This window comes from Denitromonas iodatirespirans, assembly GCF_018524365.1.
GTDB lineage: Bacteria > Pseudomonadota > Gammaproteobacteria > Burkholderiales > Rhodocyclaceae > Nitrogeniibacter > Nitrogeniibacter iodatirespirans.
Genome location: NZ_JAEKFT010000026.1, coordinates 1 through 17187 on the forward strand (window position 1 = coordinate 1; position 17187 = coordinate 17187).

Below are 17187 nucleotides of genomic sequence, written 5' to 3' on the forward strand. Positions count from 1 at the left end.
TTTACGCTCCACGCTTCCTCCCCACGCTCGGTCGCCCTCACGCAGTTGCGCTTCACTTCGTTCGCTGTGATCAACTTACGGCGGGACTCGCACCCGCAGGAGTGCGCCCATGCTGGGCGCACAACGACAACGCCGCCCCGAAGGGCGGCGCTGCGTTTGCCTGAGCGCTGCGGCCTCAGGCGTCCATCGACTTCACATGGGCGATGATCTCGCCCACCGCCTGCTGCGCCGAGCCGTAGAGCATGCGGCAGTTGTCCTTGTAGAACAGCGCATTCTCGATGCCCGAGTAGCCCGCGCCCTTGCCGCGCTTGATGACGATCACGCTCTGCGCCTGATCGGCATTGAGAATCGGCATGCCGTAGATCGGGCTCGACTTGTCGGTGCGCGCCGTGGGGTTGACCACGTCGTTGGCGCCGATCACCAGCGCCACGTCCGACAGGGCGAACTCGCTGTTGATCTCTTCCAGGTCGAAGATCTTGTCGTAGGGCACGCCGGCTTCGGCCAGCAGCACGTTCATGTGCCCCGGCATGCGCCCGGCCACCGGGTGGATCGCGAACACCACTTCGACGCCCGCCTCTTCGAGCAGCTGGCTCATCTCCCACACCTTGTGCTGCGCCCCGGCCACCGCCATGCCGTAGCCCGGCACGATGATGACCTTGTTGGCGTAACGCATGGTGGCGGCCGCATCGAGCGCGCCCATTTCGCGCATGCTGCCCTCGATCGCCTCGCCTTCCTGCGCCTCGCCGGTCATCGGCGTGAACAGCACGTTGGTGATCGGCCGGTTCATGGCCTTGGCCATCAACTGGGTGAGCAAGGTGCCCGAGGCGCCAACCACGATACCCGCCACCACCAGCGCCGGATTGCCCAGCACATAGCCTTCGAAGCCGACCGCCAGGCCGGTGAAGGCGTTGAGCAGCGAGATCACCACCGGCATGTCGGCACCGCCGATCGGGCTGGTGACGATGACGCCGAGGGCCAGCGACAGCACGAAGAACAGCACGATCGCCCAGCCGCCCGGATGCTCGGCGGTGGCGATGGCCAGGCCGAGAATGGCGACCACGGCGGCCAGACCGATGTTGAGCTGGTTCTGCGCGGGGAAGCGATAGGCCTTCTTCATGATCCCCTGCAGCTTGGCGTAAGCCACGCAGGAGCCGGAGAAAGCCACCGAGCCGATCAGCGCGCCGAGCACCGCCAGAAAGGCCACCATGCCGCCATGCATTTCGCCGCGGGCGAACTCCACCGCGGCAATCGCCGCTGCCGCACCGCCGCCCATGCCGTTGTAGATGGCGACCATCTGCGGCATGTCGGTCATGGCCACGTTCTTGCCCGACCACCAGGCCAGTGAGCCGCCGATGACCATGGCAACGATCATCAGCGCGAAGTTCTGCATGCCCGGCCAGAACAGCGTGACAAGGGTGGCGGCGATCATCGCCCAACCGGCCCAGACGATGCCTTTACGGGCGGTCGCCGGCGAACTCATCGCCTTCAGGCCGAGGATGAACACCACGGCCACGACGACATAGGACACATCAATGAAGCCCTTCATCATTCAGCCCCCTTCTTCTTGCCCGCCTTGAACATGGCGAGCATGCGTTCGGTCACCACATAGCCACCGGCGGCGTTGGCCGCGCCGAGCAGCACGGCGAAGAAGCCGAGCGTCAGTTGCAGGGGGCTGTCCGGATCGGCGTGCCCCATCACCACCATGGCGCCGATCAGCACCACGCCGTGGATGAAGTTGGAGCCGGACATCAGCGGGGTGTGCAGGATCACCGGCACACGCGAAATCACTTCGTAACCGGTGAATGCCGCCAGCACGAAAACGTACAGATAGACAATGCCTTCCATGATCGTACCCTCCGGTTACAGGCCGAGAATCTGCTTGACGCCGGCGTGACGCAGCTGACCTTCGTGGGTCAGGCAGCATCCGGCCAGCACTTCGTCGTCCCAGTCCATCGCCAGCGCCCCGTCCTTGATGAAGGGGCTGATGAAGTTGAACAGGTTCTTGGCGTACATCTCCGAGGCATGCACCGGCATGCGGCTGGTGATGTGGGTCGGGCCGACGATCAGCACGTCATTGACCCAGGTCTTCTCGCCCGCCACCGTACCTTCGACGTTGCCGCCGCTCTCGGCGGCCATGTCGACCACTACGGCGCCCGGCTTCATGCCGGCCACCATGGCCGCGGTGATGATCACCGGCGCTTTCTTGCCGGGGATCGCCGCGGTCGTGATCAGCGCGTCGCACTGCGATACCGCCTTGGCCAGCTTCTCGGCCTGCTTGGCCTTCTCTTCGTCGGTCAGCTCGCGCGCATAACCGCCCAGGCCCGCCGCCGACACGCCGGTGTCCACGAACTTGGCGCCGAGCGACTCGACCTGCTCACGGGTTTCGGGGCGCACGTCGTAGGCCTCGACCATGGCGCCGATACGCCGCGCCGTGGCAATCGCCTGCAGGCCGGCCACGCCGGCGCCGATGACCAGCACCTTGGCTGGGCGGATGGTGCCGGCCGCGTAGGTGAGCATGGGGAAGAACTTGGGCGAATGGTCGGCGGCGATCAGCGCACACTCGTAGCCGGCGACCGCCGCCTGCGAGGACAGCCCGTCCATGCTCTGCGAGCGGCTGATGCGTGGCAGCAACTCCAGCGCGAACGAGGTGATGTTGCGCTCCATCAGCCGCTCGACACGCTTGGCGTCGGACCACGGCTGCAGGAAACCGAGCACCACGGCACCGGGCTTGAGCTTGCCGATGCGCTTGAGCGACGGCGGCTGAACGCCGAGCAGGATATCGGCCTCTGCGCAGACGTCGACATCCTCATCGACCCATGTGACCGACTCGAACGCCTCGTCGCGAAAATGCGCCGGCATGCCGGCCGCCTTCTGCATCACGACCTGTGCGCCCAGCGCGAGATACTTCTTGACCACGTCCGGCACGACCGAGAGCCTTCGCTCCCCGGGCGTCGTTTCCGCCGGTACACCTATCACCAGTGGCATGTAACACTCCCTGTATGCAGTTGATATCAAACCTGCGGGTGGTCATCTTCTGCTGCGGCACGTCTCCCCGCATCGGGCCGGCATGATGGGCGACTACTCCCCGTGGCAACCATCATACTGAATCGCCCGGCAGGGTAAAACCTGTGATCGCCACCGTAACACGCCCCGCCGGCAGACAGGGGCAGCGGATGGCGATTCGGAGCATCGTGTCGCGCGCCGATGGCGATCCACTGCCCGTGAGGATCCGAGCATGAAAAAGAAACGCCCCGCATCGCATAGCCGCAAAGCCGGCCTGCCGCCCGGCACGCTGGTCCATGTGGGCGAAATCCACAGTGCGGCCACCACCCTCACCGCCTTCAGCTACGACGCCGAGCACCTCAGCGAAAAGCGTCTGAGTGCCGATCGCTTCGACCCGACCGGCCTTGCCCTCCATGCCCATACCTGGCTCGACGTGCGCGGTCTGCGCGATGCGGCGCTGCTCGGCAGCCTCGGCAAGCACTACCGGCTGCACCCGCTGATCCTCGAGGACATCCTCAATACCCAACAGCGCTCGAAGATCGAGGACTACGGCGAGGTGTTGTTCTGCGTGATGCGCCTGTATGCCTGGGATGCGGCCAGTCAGTCGCTGGAGTCCGACCAGATTTGCCTGGTCATCGGCGGCGATTTCGTGCTGTCGTTCCAGGAGCGCTCGACCGGCGTCTTCGAACCGGTGCGCGAGCGCCTGCGCGCCGCCGGCACGCCACTGCGCCGCAAGCCCATCGACCATCTGGTCCATGCGCTGATCGACAGCGTGGTGGATCGCTACTTTCTGGTGATCGACAGCCTGGACGCCGCGGCGGAGCCGGTCGAGGAAGCCGTGCTGTCGCACCCCACACCGGCCGTGCTGCGCACCATCACCGGTCTGCGCCGCGAGGTCCAGACCCTGCGGCGCGCCATCACCCCGCTGCGTGATGTGCTGATGACGCTCAACCGGGCCGACACGCGCTTTTTCAGCGACGAGGTTCGCCCCTATCTGCGCGATGTGCTGGACCACACCATGCATATCCAGGAGGCACTCGAGAGCCAGCGCGACGTGCTCGGCGGGGCGCTGGAAATCTACCTGTCGAGCGTCAGCAACCGGCTCAACCTCGAGGTACGCATCCTGGCGGTGCTCACCACGCTGTTCCTGCCCGCGTCTCTGATCGCCGGCATTTTCGGCATGAACTTCCAGGACATGCCGTGGCGCGACATCTCGGATGGCTTTTGGCTGGCCATCGGCCTGATGGCCAGTACCGCCACCGTGCTGGCCGCCATTTTCTGGCGGCGCAAATGGCTCAAGGCCGACGCGCCGGACTGAGGCCGGCGCGGTTCAGTGCAGGGGGCTCGAGGGCGACACGGCCGGCGCCACGTCGACCAGGCGCACCACGGCCAGCGACAGGTTGTCGCCCTCGCCCCGGGCCCGCTCGCGCGCGGTGGAGATCAGCGCCTGGCAGGCATCGCGGGCGCTCATGGTGGCCAGGATGGCGCCGATCTCGTGGTCGGCGAAATAGGCCCAGACCCCGTCCGAGCACAGCAGGAAGTTGTCGCCGCCGATCAGCGGCGCCACGCCCCCCAGCTCCACCCGCGGCTCGCGCTCGCTGCCCAGGCAGGACAGCAACACGTTGCGGTGCGGATGGGTCAGCGCCGAGGCCTCGTTGAGGCGCCCCTTGCGCTGCAGTTCGCCGACCAGCGAATGGTCGGCGCTGCGGTACACCAGCTGGTCGCCGCGGTAGTGGTAGAAGCGCGAATCGCCGCAATGCACCCAGTCGGCACGATCGGGCTGCAGCAGGAAGGCCACTGCCGTGCTGTGCGGATCCTGTTCGCTGGTGAAGCGGGTCAGCTTGATCACCAGGTGGCTCTCCTGGACGATGCCCGACAGCAGCATCTCCGGCGTCTCTTCCTTGGGCGCAAAGGCTTCGAAATTCTGCCGCGCCTTGAGCAGCACCTGCTCGGCCGCCATCGCCCCGCCGGTGTGCCCACCCATGCCGTCGGCGAGTACCGCCATCAGCATGCCGGCACGCTCGGGATGACCGAAAATCGCCACGCGGTCCTGTTGCTCGACGCGATCGCCCTGGTGGCGGGCGACGCAGGTTTCAACCTTCAGTGCCATAGACATGTGCTGCTCAGAGTCAGTTGAGGGGCCGCGTTGGGCCTCGTTATTGTTGGATCGCTTGGCGACGAACGCGCATGGTAACGTTTCACCTCCCGGCTGACATCCAACGGAAGGCGTAAGGCATGCAACTTGGACGCGGATTCAACGAAATATCGGTCGGCACCTGTTTCGACAGCAGCATGACCCTCACCGAAACCCACCTGGTGCTCGGTGCCGGCCTGTTCGGCGACTTCAACCCCCTGCACGTCAATCAGCGCATGGCCGAGGGCAGCCGCTTCGGCGGGCGCATTGCCCACGGCTACCTGACCACCTCGTTCATGGCGGCAGCGCTGGGCATGCTGTTCCACGGCACCGCCCATGCCTACCTGGAGCACACCTCGCGCTTCAAGGCGCCGGTGCGCGCCGGTGACACGCTGACGATCCGCTGGACGGTCACCGCGCTGACGCCGAAACCCCATCACGACGCAGGCATCGTCGTGCTGGCTGGCGTGTGCGCCAACCAGGACGACGAAGTGGTGGCCGAAGCCGAGGCGAGCATGCTGATCGGCAACAACCGGGACTGAGTCCGGCCGCCGGACCGTCAGCGAAAGCCGGCGGGCAGACATGCGAGGCTACCCGGACGAGGGCAATAGACGGCCGAAACCAATAACGAGACGCTTCCCATATCCGGCGTTGACGACATGGGCGGCGACACCTTGAGATCGATTACGCGAGCGAGCGTGAAAAAAGTCACGCCCGCCCGCAAGGCTCAGCCGGCGATCAGTCGCGCGTCGACCAGTTCCACCCAGTGGCGCACCGGGGTCTCGGTGCCGCTTTGCAGGTGCGTGATGCAGCCGATGTTGGCCGAGGCGATACAGCCCGCGCCGCCGGCTTCGAGCGCCGCCAGCTTGTTGTCGCGCAGCGTCTTCGACAGCTCGGGCTGCAACAGCGAGTAGGTGCCGGCCGAGCCGCAGCACAGGTGCGCGTCCTTGACCGGCGTGGGCGCATAGCCCGCGGCGGCCATGATGGCCTCCACCTTGCCCTTGATCTTCAAGCCATGCTGCAGCGTGCACGGCGCATGGAAAGCCAGCGGCGTGAGCGCGGCCGGCGGCGCGGGCAGGCGGGCACGCAACGCGTCCAGCTCGCCAGCCACCACTTCGGCCACATCGCGGGTGAGCTCGGAGACCCGTGCCGCCTTGGCCGCATAGGCCGCATCGTCGGCCAGGAAATAGCCGTAATCCTTGACCTGCACCCCGCAGCCCGACGCGGTCATGACGATCGCCTCGATCTCGCCCGCCTCGATCATCGGCCACCAGGTGTCGATGTTGCGGCGGGCGTCGTCCTTGCCGCCGACGTGGTCGTTGAGGTGATGGCGCACCGCGCCGCAGCAACCGGTGCCGCCGAGCTGGACCAGCGAGATGCCGACCGCGTCGAGCACCCGTGCCGTGGCGGCATTGATCGACGGCGCCATGGCCGGCTGGGCGCAGCCGGCCAGCGACAGCATCTTGCGTGCATGGCGCGCCTCGGGCCAGCGACCGGCCGGCGTCGCCACCGGCACCTTGTCGGCCAGCACCTTGGGCAGCAGCGGACGGGCCAGGCGGCCCATGGCCATCGCCGCGCCGAACAGCCGTGGCCGCGGCACGAACTCGCGCAGCAGCCAGCGCACGGCCCGGTCGGCGCCAGTACGCGGCACCTTCTGCTCGACGATGACCCGCCCCAGGTCCACCAGCCGGCCGTAGGCCACGCCCGACGGACAGGTGGTTTCGCAGGCACGACAGGTCAGGCAGCGGTCGAGGTGCAGGCGGGTCTTCTCGGTCACCGGCTGGCCTTCGAGCATCTGCTTCATCAGATAGATGCGCCCGCGCGGGCCGTCGAGCTCATCGCCCAGCAGTTGATAGGTGGGACAGGTGGCGGTACAGAAACCACAATGCACACAGTTGCGCAGGATGGCATCGGCCTCACGGCCGGCCTCGGTGTCCTTGATGAAATCGGCCAGTTGTGTCTGCATGGCTCAGAGTCCCTCGTAGAGCCGGCCGGGGCTGAAGATGCCTGCCGGATCGAAGCTGTGCTTGAGGCGCTGGTGAATGCCGCGCAGGGTCGGCACCAGCGGCTGGAAGACGCCGGCAGCCTTGTCGGCGGCACGGAACAGCGTGGCATGCCCGCCGAGCGCCTCGGCCCGCGCGCGGATGCTGGCCGCGTCCTGCTCGGTGCGCACCCAGCGCTGGGCGCCGCCCCACTCGATCAACTGCGAGCCGGCCAGGCCGATGGGCCCGGCCACCGATGGCACCGACAGGCGCCACAGCGGCGCATCGCCACCGAAGAAGCCGTGGCTGTGTTCGCGCAGCCCCTGCCAGTGCGCTCGGGCACGCTCGTCGTCCAGGCGCTCGCCCCCCAAGCGCTGGCAAGCCGCCACCACCGCTGCCTCGGCACCCGACAGTCGCAGCGTCAGCACACCGGCAATCCAGCTGGTGGCGGACACCGGCAAGGGCTGGCCGCCCCAGCGGTTCATCTGCGCCACCGCCTCGTCGGCGCCCATCTCGAAGCGCAGCGTGGCCTCGGCCACCGGCAGCGGCAGCACCTTGATCGACACGTCGAGCAGCAGGCCCAGCGTGCCGAGGCTACCGGTCATCAGCCGCGCCACGTCGTAGCCGGCGACGTTCTTCATCACCTCGCCGCCGAAATGCAGGCGCTCGCCGCGACCGTCGAGCAGCGTCACGCCCAGCACGAAATCGCGCACCGCGCCGGCCGTGGCCCGGCGCGGGCCGGACAGACCGGCGGCCACGCAGCCCCCGACCGTCGCCCCGTCGCCGAAATGCGGCGGCTCGAAGCCGAGCATCTGCCCTTCGGCCGCCAGCGCGGCCTCCAGCTCGGCCAGCGGCGTGCCGGCGCGCACCTTGACCACCAGCTCGGTCGGCTCGTAGCTGATCACGCCGCGATGCGCGCGGGTGTCGAGCACCGTGCCGTCCAGCGACTGGCCGTAGAAATCCTTGGTACCGCCGCCACGGATGCGCAGCGGCGTCTTGTGCGCCGCGGCCTCGCGGATCTGCCCGGCCCATGCCTGTTCAATGTCCGTCATGTCTTGCCTCATCCTTGCGTGTCCATCGGCATCAGAAACGCTCGATTTCCGGATGCGGCACCTGGCCGCCCTGTACATGCATGCGCCCGAACTCGGCGCAGCGGTTCATCGACGGGATCGCCTTGCCCGGGTTGAGCAGCCCCTTCGGATCGAAGGCCGCCTTCAGGCGGAAGAAGGTCTGCCGCTCGGGCACGCTGAACTGCCGGCACATCTGATTGATCTTCTCGATCCCCACGCCATGCTCGCCGGTGATGGTGCCGCCCAGATCCACCGACAGGTCGAGGATCGCCGCACCGAATGCCTCGGCCCGCTCGAGCTCGCCGGGCACGTTGGCATCGAACAGGACCAGCGGATGCAGGTTGCCGTCGCCGGCATGGAAGACGTTGATGCAGCGCAGGCCGTAGGTGGATTCCATGCCCTGGATGGCGGTCAGCATCTCGCCCAGCCGCTTGCGCGGGATGGTGCCGTCCATGCAGTAGTAGTCGGCGGAGATGCGCCCGGCGGCCGGGAAGGCGGCCTTGCGCCCGGCCCAGAAGCGCAGGCGCTCGGCCTCGTCGCGCGAGACGCGGATCTCGGTGGCGCCATGCGTTTCGAGCACCGCGCGCACGCGGGCGATCTCCTCCTCGACCTCTTCGGGCGTGCCGTCCGACTCGCACAGAAGGATGGCCGCGGCATCGAGCGGATAACCGGCATGCACGAAGGCCTCGACCGCCTCGGTGGCCGGCTGGTCCATCATCTCCAGCCCGGCCGGGATGATGCCGGCGGCAATCACCGCCGCCACCGCGTCGCCGGCCTTGATCACATCGTCGAAAGCGGCCAGCACGCACTGCGCAAACAGTGGCTTGGGGGTGAGTTTGACGGTGATCTCGGTGACCACCGCCAGCATGCCCTCCGAGCCGTGCATCAGCGCCAGCAGGTCGTAGCCCGGCGCGTCCAGCGCATGGTTGCCGATCTCGACCACCTCGCCCGCGATGGTCACCCCGCGCACCCGCATCACGTTGTGCACCGTCAGGCCGTACTTGAGGCAATGTACGCCGCCGGCGTTCTCGGCCACGTTGCCGCCGATCGAACAGGCGATCTGCGAGGACGGGTCGGGCGCGTAGTACAGCCCGTGCGCCGCCGCCTCTTCGGAGATGCGCAGGTTGCGCACACCGGGCTGCACCACCGCCGTGCGCGCCACCGGGTCGATGGCGACGATGCGGTTCATGCGCGCCAGCGACAGCAACACGCCGTGCGCATGCGGCAGGGCGCCGCCCGACAGGCCCGTGCCGGCACCGCGAGCCACCACCGGCACGCCGGCCGCATGGCAGATCTTGAGCACCGCGGCCACCTCGGCCTCGGTGCCGGGCAGCGCCACCGCCAGCGGCACCTGCCGGTAGATGCTCAGGCCGTCGCATTCGTAGGGCCGCATGTCTTCGCTGTCGTAGAGCAGCGCAACGGGCGGCAGCACCGCGCGCAACTCGGCGATCAGGCGTGCCACATCCACCTGCGAGTAATCCACCTCGCGCAGGGCGTTTTCAGGTAACGATGCCGTGTCCGCCGTCATGGCAGAGCCTCCTCTTCCCAGGGCGCCTGCGGCGCCGGATCCCAATCCTTGGTGTCGATGCCGAGGCGCCGCGCGGCCTCGACCATGTGTTGTCGCGCCGCCTCGCGCGCACCGGCCGCATCGCCGGCGGCGATCGCCTCGAACATGCGCTGATGCCCCGCCTGGGCAGCGGCGGCCCGCCCGGCCGCATGCCCCTGCGCGCTCCAGGTCGGCACACGCGAGTCGAAAAACTGATGGCCCATGAAGCGGATGAAGCGCTGCAGCGCCGGGTTGCCGGTCGCCGCCGCAATCGCCACATGGAAATCGTCGTCGGCCTGGGCGCCGTCGGCGCACGCCGCCACCGCCTGATCCATGCGCTGCAAGGCCTCGCGCATGCGCGCCAGATCCGGCGCCGAGTGCCGCCGCGCGGCCAGCGCCGCAGCTGCCGTCTCGACGATGTAGCGCAGCTCGAAGACATGCACCATCGCCGCCGGATCGGCCGCATCCACATCGTCCGCCAGGCGGAAGCTCGCCTGCCCGGGGCGCGCCTCGACAAAGGCGCCGGCGCCCTGGCGCGAGGCCACATAGCCCTCGGCCTTGAGGCGCGAGATGGCCTCACGCACCACCGCCCGCGACACGCCGAACTCGGCCGACAGCGTCTTCTCGGTCGGCAGCTTGACGCCGGGCGCCAGCACGCCGTCCGCGATCCATTGCTCGATGGTCTTGGAGACGGTCTCGCTCAACTGCGAGGGACGGGTCAGGCGGGCGATCTGGGGCATGGATTGATCTGCTTGTCAGACAACTTTTGCCGAAGCATACGCCGCACACGCCCCGTTGACCAGCCCCGGAAAAACCCGTACGCCCGCCATCCTTGGGATTCGGACAAGGGCGCGCCAACAGGATTTGCTAACATGGTGCCGCATCGCCGGTCTGCCACCGGCTCCCTCCACAAGGCGCTGCCCCGATGACCGAGCCGCCCCGTCGCCTCGAACGGCTGCTCCCCTTCCTGCGCTGGCGCAGTGCACTGAACCGCGAGGCACTGCGCGCCGACCTGCTGGCCGGGCTCAGCGTCGCCCTGGTGACCCTCCCCCAGGCCCTCGCCTACGCCCAGCTGGCCGGCTTTCCGGCGCACTACGGCCTCTACGCCGCCATGCTGCCCGCGGTGATCGGCACCCTGTTCGGCAGCTGCGTGCAACTATCCACCGGCCCCGTGGCGCTCACCGGCATGCTCACCGCCGCCAGCGTGGCGCCGCTGGCGGCCATGGGCAGCGACGCCTACCTGGCCCTCGCCGTGACCCTCGGCCTGCTCGCCGGCCTGATGCAACTGGGCCTGGGCCTGCTGCGCCAGGGCTGGGTGCTCAACCTGCTGTCGCAGCCGGTGTTCACCGCCTTCATCAATGCAGCGGCGCTGCTCATCTGCTTCTCGCAACTGCCCGCCCTGCTCGGCGCCAGCGGCCCGCGCGCGCCGCAACTGGTCGACGAGGCCAACCGCATCGCCGAGGCCCTGATGGCGCCGCATCTGGCGACGCTGGCCATGGGGCTGGGCGCGCTGATCGCGCTGATCGCGCTGCGCCGCCTGGTGCCGCGCCTGCCGGGCGTGCTGGTGGTGGTGATGGCCTGCACGGCGCTGTCCGCCGCCACCGATTTCGAGGCCGGCGGCGGGGCCGTCGTCGGCGTGCTGCCGCCGCTGCGGCCAAGCCTGCACCTGCCCCCTCTCCCCGAATGGCATCTGCTCACCGGCCTGCTGCCGGCGGCCTTCGTGCTGGCCATGGTGAGCTTTCTGGAGGCAGCCTCCAGCGCCAAGCTCATCTCGGAAAAAACCGGCGAGCCATGGAACGAAAACCAGGAGCTGATCGGCCAGGGGCTGGCCAAGCTGGCCGCCGCGGGCGCCGGCACCTTGCCGACCAGCGCCTCGTTTTCGCGCTCGGCCCTCGCCCTGGCCAACGGCGCGCGCACCGGCATGGCGGCACTGATCAGTGCGGCGACGGTGGTGGTGGCCGCCTTCTCACTGGGCCAATGGCTCCACCATCTGCCGCTGGCAGTGCTCGCAGCCGTCATCCTCGATGCGGTCGGCCGTCTGTTCAAGCCGGCATCGCTGCTGCGGGTCTGGCGCATCGACCCGGACGACGGCCTCGCTGCCGGCGCCACGTTTGTCGCCACGTTGGCATTTGCGCCGAACATCCAGAACGGCATCCTGACCGGACTGCTGCTGTCGCTGGCGCTGCTGATCTGGCGCAGCATGAAGCCGCGCATCGCCCTGCTCGGTCTGCATGAAGACGGCACGCATCGCGACCTGGAACGCTTCGGCTTGCCCCATCCGCACCCGCACCTGGTGGTGCTGCGTTTCGACGGCCCGCTGCATTTCGTCAACGCCGCGCGCTTTCGCGAAGCGGTCAACTGGGCGCGCACTGCGCAGCCGGATGTGCGCGTGGTGCTCATCTCCGCCGCGGGCATCAACGCCATCGACGCCACCGGCCTGGAAGCGGTGCGGCGGGAAGCGGCCAATCTGGCCGCTCACGGCCAGCAGCTGGCCTTTTGCGGGCTGAAGAAACAGGTCATCGATGTGCTCGAACGCGACCGCCTGTGGGCCGACATCGCCCCTCACGCCGTCTACCGCCACGAACGCCAGGCCATCGACGCGCTCGCGCCACTCGCCGACCCGCCAGAAAATCTTTGACAAAACAACGGCTCGCTCATAAAATGCTGGGTTTTCGCGCAATTCCGATTAACTGGAGCTACACCATGTATGCGGTCATAAAAACCGGGGGCAAGCAGTATCGCGTGTCTGCCGGCCAAAAGATCAAAGTAGAACAGATGCCGGCAGACGTGGGCTCGGAAATCACACTCGACCAGATTCTGATGGTCGGCGAAGGCGAGTCGGTGAAAATCGGCACGCCCGTGATTGAAGGTGCCACCGTGAAAGCCACCGTGCTTTCGCAAGGACGTCACGACAAGGTCAAGATTTTCAAGATGCGTCGTCGCAAGCATTACATCAAGCATCAAGGCCACCGTCAGAACTACACCGAACTTCGCATCGAGGCGATTTCGGCCTAATCAGGAGATTACGTCATGGCACATAAAAAAGCCGGCGGCAGTTCCCGGAACGGTCGCGACTCAGAATCGAAACGCCTGGGCGTCAAGCGCTATGGCGGCCAACTCATCCCGGCTGGCAACATCATCGTGCGCCAGCGCGGCACCGAGTACCACGCTGGCGAGAACGTCGGCATGGGCAAGGACCACACCCTGTTCGCCCTCAAGGACGGCACGGTGCAGTTCTCGGTGAAAGGCCCCAAGAAGCGCCGCACCGTCAGCATCGTTCCGGTTGCCGAGTAATCTCTCGGCCGCCTGACAGGCAGTATCTGAGAGCCCTATCCTACCGGTAGGGCTCTTTTCTTTTGGGCATCCCTGACTTTCGCCCGGCACCGGCCGGCGAAACGGGCGCCAAGGCACACGCAGATGAAGTTTTTTGACGAAGCGCGCATAGAGATCATCGCCGGCGACGGCGGCAACGGCGCGTGCTCTTTCCGCCGCGAGAAGTTCATTCCCAAGGGCGGGCCGGACGGCGGCGACGGCGGCAAGGGCGGCAGCATCTGGGCCGAGGCCGACTGCAACCTCAACACCCTCATCGACTTCCGCTACAAGCGCTGCTTCCGCGCGCCGCGGGGCGAAAACGGTGCCGGCAAGGACCGCTACGGCAAGGGCGGCGACGACATCGTGCTGCGCATGCCGGTCGGCACCGTCATCGTCGATGAAGAGACCGGCGAGCGCCTCGCCGACCTCGATGTGCATGGCAAGCGCGTGCGCATCGCCAAGGGCGGCAACGGCGGCTGGGGCAACATCCACTTCAAGTCGAGCGTGAACCGCGCGCCGCGCATCCGCACCCTGGGCCAGGAAGGCGAGCGTCGCAATCTGCATCTTGAGCTGAAGGTGCTGGCCGACGTCGGTCTGCTCGGTCTGCCCAATGCCGGCAAGTCCACCTTCATCCGCGCCGTGTCGGCGGCCAAACCCAAGGTGGCCGATTACCCCTTCACCACGCTGCATCCGAACCTCGGCGTGGTACGTACCGACGAGAACCGCAGCTTCGTGATTGCCGACATCCCCGGCCTGATCGAAGGCGCGGCCGAAGGCGCCGGCCTGGGTCACCGCTTCCTCAAACACCTGGCACGCACCCATGTGCTGCTGCATCTGGTCGATCTGGCGCCCTTCGACGAGAACGCCGATCCGGTACGTGATGCGCACGCCATCGTCGACGAGTTGCGCCGCTACGACCCCGAACTGTTCGACAAACCGCGCTGGGTGCTGCTCAACAAGCTCGACCTGATCCCCGAAGACGAGCGCCAGGCGCGCATCGACGCCTTCCTGTCGGGTTATGGCGACGTCGAACGATTTTTCACCATCAGCGCCCTCACCGGCGACGGCTGCCAGACCGTGGTGCGCGCGATCCAGGACCACCTCGACGCCCATCGCCCGCCGCCGCCCGCCGCCGACGGCACCGTGGCCGAACCCGCCGACCCCGAGCAACCCAAACCCTACGATCCGCTCGCCTCATGAGAAGCAAGATTCGCGACGCCAAGCGCCTGGTCGCCAAGGTCGGCAGCGCACTGGTGACCAACAACGGTGCCGGCCTGGACCATACCGCGCTAGCCGACTGGGCGCGTCAGATCGCCCAGTTGAGCGCGCAGGGGCGGGAAATCGCGCTGGTGTCCTCCGGCGCCATCGCCGCCGGCATGCAGCGCCTGGGCTGGACCCGGCGCCCGCATGAAATGCACAAGCTGCAGGCCGCCGCCGCCGTGGGGCAGATGGGGCTGGCCCAGGCCTACCAGGACGCCTTCTCGCGCCACGGCCTGCACACGGCGCAGATCCTGCTCACGCACGAGGATCTGTCCGACCGCAAGCGCTACCTCAACGCCCGCTCGACCATCACCACCCTGCTCAAGCTCGGGGTGATCCCGATCATCAACGAGAACGACACGGTGGTCACCGACGAGATCAAGTTCGGCGACAACGACACCCTGGGCGCGCTGGTGGCCAACCTGATCGAAGCCGATGCCCTGGTGATCCTGACCGACCAGGACGGCCTGTTCTCGGCTGACCCGCGCAAGGACCCGACGGCCTCCCTGATCTTGGAGGGGCAGGCCGAAGACCTGCGCTACGAAAAAATGGCCGGCGGCGCCGGCAGCGGCATCAGCAAGGGCGGCATGCTCACCAAGATCAAGGCCGCCCAGCGCGCCGCACGCAGCGGCGCACACACCCTGATCGCCGGCGGCCGCATCCCGGACGCCCTGCTCAAGGTCGCCGCGGGCGAAGCGCTGGGCACCTTGCTGTATGCCTCCAGCACCCCCCTGCAGGCGCGCAAGCAGTGGCTCGCCGACCATCTGCAGGTTGCCGGCGCCTATGTCATCGATGCCGGCGCGGCCGCCGCCATGCGCTCGGGCAAGAGCCTGCTACCGGTCGGTATCGTCGAGGTCAGGGGCAATTTCGAGCGCGGCGCGGCCGTCGCCTGCCTGCTGGAAACCGGCGACGCAGTGGCGCGCGGGCTGAGCAGCTACTCCAGCGCCGAAGCGCGGAAGCTGCTGCGCAAGCCATCGAGTGCCATCGAGGCAACGCTGGGCTACGTGTGCGAGCCGGAGGCGATCCACCGGGACAACCTGGTCACCCTCTGAACCGGCTAGTCTGACGGCAAGCCCAAGCGCGGGCGGATCAGCGCCACCAGCAGTCGCTGCAGCGGATTGGCGTTGCCGAACGGACGCCATGTCCGCATGTAGCGCTGGCGATAGGCGTCGAACTGGAAGGCGCGCGGCGCGCTGAGTCGCTCGCCCCGCCCCAGCACATCCTTCAACACCTCGACCCCCATGACCCCGGCGCACAGCTCGCAGGCCATGCCGGTGGACGGGCCGCGATGCTCGGCAAAATTGACGGCCGCAGGCTCGACCAGATAGGGCCGTTGAAGCATGGCCGGCGACAAACCCGCAATGAAGCGGGCGTACTGCTCCCCCTCCGAATGCCCCTCGAGCCGGAAATACGACTCGAAAGACATGCCGCCGGGCGAGAACCTCAGGAACGCCACCCCCATGCCCAAGGGTGCCGCCGTCAGGGCGGGAATGCCCTTGCGATAGCAGGCCTCGAACACCAGCCTTCTTGCCGGCAGGGCGAAGAAGTCGAGGGCGTCGACATACACGTCCACGCCCTCGAGAAAGGCATCGATATTGCTCTCCGTCACCGGCTCGGCGAAATGCCGCAGATCCAGCTCCGGATTGATGCTCAGGGCCATCTCGGCCAGCACCGCCGCCTTCTCCCGCCCGATGGTGGCCATATTGGCGCCCACCTGGCGATTGAAATTATGCAGTTCGAAGGTATCGAAATCGGCCAGCGAAAACCGGCCGATGCCCATGCGGCACAAGGTGAGCAAGTGCGCACCGCCCACCCCGCCCATGCCGGCGATGGCCACGCGCGCACCCTTCAGGCGCACCTGCTCGTCAGCCGTGACCCAGCCGATACTGCGCGAAAATGCGATCGAATAGTCAAACGCGGATCTGTCCATGTGCGACACACTCTTTGCCGGAGCCCCCAAAACCCTTGGATGACTCATGGTTATAGCATCCGACACCTTAGCGCATCGCAGGCTGTGTCAGAAGAGCTTGTCTACCGCACGCTGCGGTGGACGAAAAAAACCCCCGACGAATCGGGGGTTTTTCGGTGCAGCTTGCGAATTACTTGCGACGGCGCAGGCTGGCACCCAGACCGGCCATGGCCACACCCAGCAGGGCCAGGCTGCCCGGCTCGGGGATGAACACGGCGCTCACGTCACCGGTGACGGTCTGCGTACCGGACACGGCGAAGTTGTCGAAGTCGCCATCCACGTTGGTGCGCATGTGGAACGGGTTCGGATCGACGAAGTAGGCGCTACCCGCTGCCGTCAGCAGGAAGTCGTCGAACACCAGATCGAAGAAGCCACCCACACCGGTCAGCAGGAAGCCGTTAGCCGAGGTCAGGGTCGCGGTCGAAGCGATCAGGTAATCGTCCGCAGCGGCGTCGGTCACCGTCGGCAGAACCGTACCATCCGCGCCGAGGGTGAAGGTGGTGTCGTTCGACGGATCGATATACAGCGAGAAGCTGCCGGAGGCACCCGTGAACGCGAAGCCCGGGCCGCTCGGAGCAACGTTGCCGGAAGAACTGAAGATGGCGTACATCTTATAGACGCCGGTACCCAGTTGGGTCGTGGCGGAGATGTCGGTCGTCCCATCGTTGCTCAGCACTTGGCCCATCGTGGCGTATGCCGTGGTCGAGAACCCACCCAAACCGTCGAAGGTGATCTTCTCGGCGTAGGCACCGTTCAGTTTGTCGGCGGTGAACATGTTTGCGCCGGCGCCCGGCACGCTGCCTTCATCGACGGTAAAGTCCAGGAAAGCGGCGCTTGCTTGGGTGCTGGCGAAACCCAGACTGGCGGCGAGTGCGGCTGCGGCCAGGGTCTTACTCATCAGCTTGGTCATC

The 17187-nt window shown here is 67.2% G+C and carries 17 protein-coding genes; 7 read left to right on the top strand and 10 right to left on the bottom strand.

Annotated elements, in window-relative coordinates; translation table 11 throughout:
* Nucleotides 1-175: 175 nt before the first annotated feature.
* From I8J34_RS18600 to I8J34_RS18610, 3 genes are read right to left on the bottom strand one after another with little or no spacing between them, the layout of a single operon-like run.
* Entirely contained in the window at nucleotides 176-1549 is a 1374-nt protein-coding gene (locus tag I8J34_RS18600; protein WP_214363133.1) for an NAD(P)(+) transhydrogenase (Re/Si-specific) subunit beta, read from the bottom strand.
* Entirely contained in the window at nucleotides 1546-1845 is a 300-nt protein-coding gene (locus I8J34_RS18605) for an NAD(P) transhydrogenase subunit alpha part 2 (RefSeq protein ID WP_144177954.1), read from the bottom strand. Before I8J34_RS18605 ends, I8J34_RS18600 begins: the two co-directional genes overlap by 4 nt.
* Before the next feature lie 15 nt (nucleotides 1846-1860).
* On the bottom strand, nucleotides 1861-2985 hold the full coding sequence (locus I8J34_RS18610) for an NAD(P) transhydrogenase subunit alpha (RefSeq protein ID WP_214363134.1): 1125 nt from the start codon (nucleotides 2983-2985) through the stop codon (nucleotides 1861-1863).
* Nucleotides 2986-3235: 250 nt separating this feature from the next.
* Here I8J34_RS18610 and corA point away from each other — a divergent pair, with 250 nt between their 5' ends.
* Entirely contained in the window at nucleotides 3236-4321 is a 1086-nt protein-coding gene (corA, locus tag I8J34_RS18615) for a magnesium/cobalt transporter CorA (protein WP_214363135.1), read from the top strand.
* 12 nt (nucleotides 4322-4333) lie between these two features.
* On the opposite strand, the gene I8J34_RS18620 is transcribed toward corA, so the two are convergent.
* Nucleotides 4334-5113 (bottom strand): PP2C family protein-serine/threonine phosphatase, encoded by a 780-nt coding sequence (locus I8J34_RS18620; RefSeq protein WP_214363193.1) that lies wholly within the window; start codon nucleotides 5111-5113, stop codon nucleotides 4334-4336.
* 125 nt (nucleotides 5114-5238) lie between these two features.
* Between I8J34_RS18620 and I8J34_RS18625 the strand changes: the two genes are divergently transcribed.
* Complete coding sequence (locus I8J34_RS18625) at nucleotides 5239-5679, top strand: MaoC family dehydratase (RefSeq protein ID WP_214363136.1); 441 nt, start codon at nucleotides 5239-5241, stop codon at nucleotides 5677-5679.
* Between the two features lie 185 nt (nucleotides 5680-5864).
* Here the strand turns inward: I8J34_RS18625 and glcF are convergent, their stop codons facing one another.
* The 4 genes from glcF to I8J34_RS18645 are packed head-to-tail and all read right to left on the bottom strand — an operon-like array spanning nucleotide 5865 to nucleotide 10475.
* Complete coding sequence (gene glcF, locus I8J34_RS18630) at nucleotides 5865-7103, bottom strand: glycolate oxidase subunit GlcF (protein ID WP_214363137.1); 1239 nt, start codon at nucleotides 7101-7103, stop codon at nucleotides 5865-5867.
* A 3-nt stretch (nucleotides 7104-7106) separates the two neighbouring features.
* Nucleotides 7107-8171: a glycolate oxidase subunit GlcE gene (gene glcE / locus I8J34_RS18635; protein ID WP_214363138.1), complete on the bottom strand. Its 1065-nt coding sequence runs from the start codon at nucleotides 8169-8171 to the stop codon at nucleotides 7107-7109.
* A 31-nt stretch (nucleotides 8172-8202) separates the two neighbouring features.
* Nucleotides 8203-9717, bottom strand: coding sequence for an FAD-linked oxidase C-terminal domain-containing protein (locus tag I8J34_RS18640; RefSeq protein WP_214363139.1), 1515 nt, complete (start codon nucleotides 9715-9717; stop codon nucleotides 8203-8205).
* Nucleotides 9714-10475, bottom strand: a complete 762-nt coding sequence (locus tag I8J34_RS18645; protein WP_214363140.1) for a FadR/GntR family transcriptional regulator — start codon at nucleotides 10473-10475, stop codon at nucleotides 9714-9716. The genes I8J34_RS18640 and I8J34_RS18645 overlap by 4 nt, the downstream gene beginning before the upstream one ends.
* A 185-nt stretch (nucleotides 10476-10660) precedes the next feature.
* Here I8J34_RS18645 and I8J34_RS18650 point away from each other — a divergent pair, with 185 nt between their 5' ends.
* From I8J34_RS18650 to proB, 5 genes are all read left to right on the top strand, one after another.
* Nucleotides 10661-12373, top strand: coding sequence for a SulP family inorganic anion transporter (locus I8J34_RS18650; RefSeq protein WP_214363141.1), 1713 nt, complete (start codon nucleotides 10661-10663; stop codon nucleotides 12371-12373).
* Nucleotides 12374-12438: 65 nt separating this feature from the next.
* Nucleotides 12439-12750 (top strand): 50S ribosomal protein L21, encoded by a 312-nt coding sequence (gene rplU, locus I8J34_RS18655; RefSeq protein ID WP_214363142.1) that lies wholly within the window; start codon nucleotides 12439-12441, stop codon nucleotides 12748-12750.
* 15 nt (nucleotides 12751-12765) lie between these two features.
* Nucleotides 12766-13029 (top strand): 50S ribosomal protein L27, encoded by a 264-nt coding sequence (rpmA, locus tag I8J34_RS18660; protein WP_214363143.1) that lies wholly within the window; start codon nucleotides 12766-12768, stop codon nucleotides 13027-13029.
* Nucleotides 13030-13152: 123 nt separating this feature from the next.
* Nucleotides 13153-14247 (top strand): Obg family GTPase CgtA, encoded by a 1095-nt coding sequence (gene cgtA, locus I8J34_RS18665; RefSeq protein WP_214363144.1) that lies wholly within the window; start codon nucleotides 13153-13155, stop codon nucleotides 14245-14247.
* Nucleotides 14244-15359 carry a glutamate 5-kinase gene (proB, locus tag I8J34_RS18670; RefSeq protein ID WP_214363145.1) on the top strand — a complete coding sequence of 372 codons (1116 nt, stop codon included), beginning with the start codon at nucleotides 14244-14246 and terminating at the stop codon, nucleotides 15357-15359. Before cgtA ends, proB begins: the two co-directional genes overlap by 4 nt.
* Nucleotides 15360-15364: 5 nt before the next feature.
* On the opposite strand, the gene I8J34_RS18675 is transcribed toward proB, so the two are convergent.
* Nucleotides 15365-16237 carry a ThiF family adenylyltransferase gene (locus I8J34_RS18675; RefSeq protein WP_214363146.1) on the bottom strand — a complete coding sequence of 291 codons (873 nt, stop codon included), beginning with the start codon at nucleotides 16235-16237 and terminating at the stop codon, nucleotides 15365-15367.
* A gap of 169 nt (nucleotides 16238-16406) precedes the next feature.
* Entirely contained in the window at nucleotides 16407-17186 is a 780-nt protein-coding gene (gene pepA / locus I8J34_RS18680) for a flocculation-associated PEP-CTERM protein PepA (protein ID WP_214363147.1), read from the bottom strand.
* Between the last annotated feature and the right edge of the window lies 1 nt (nucleotide 17187).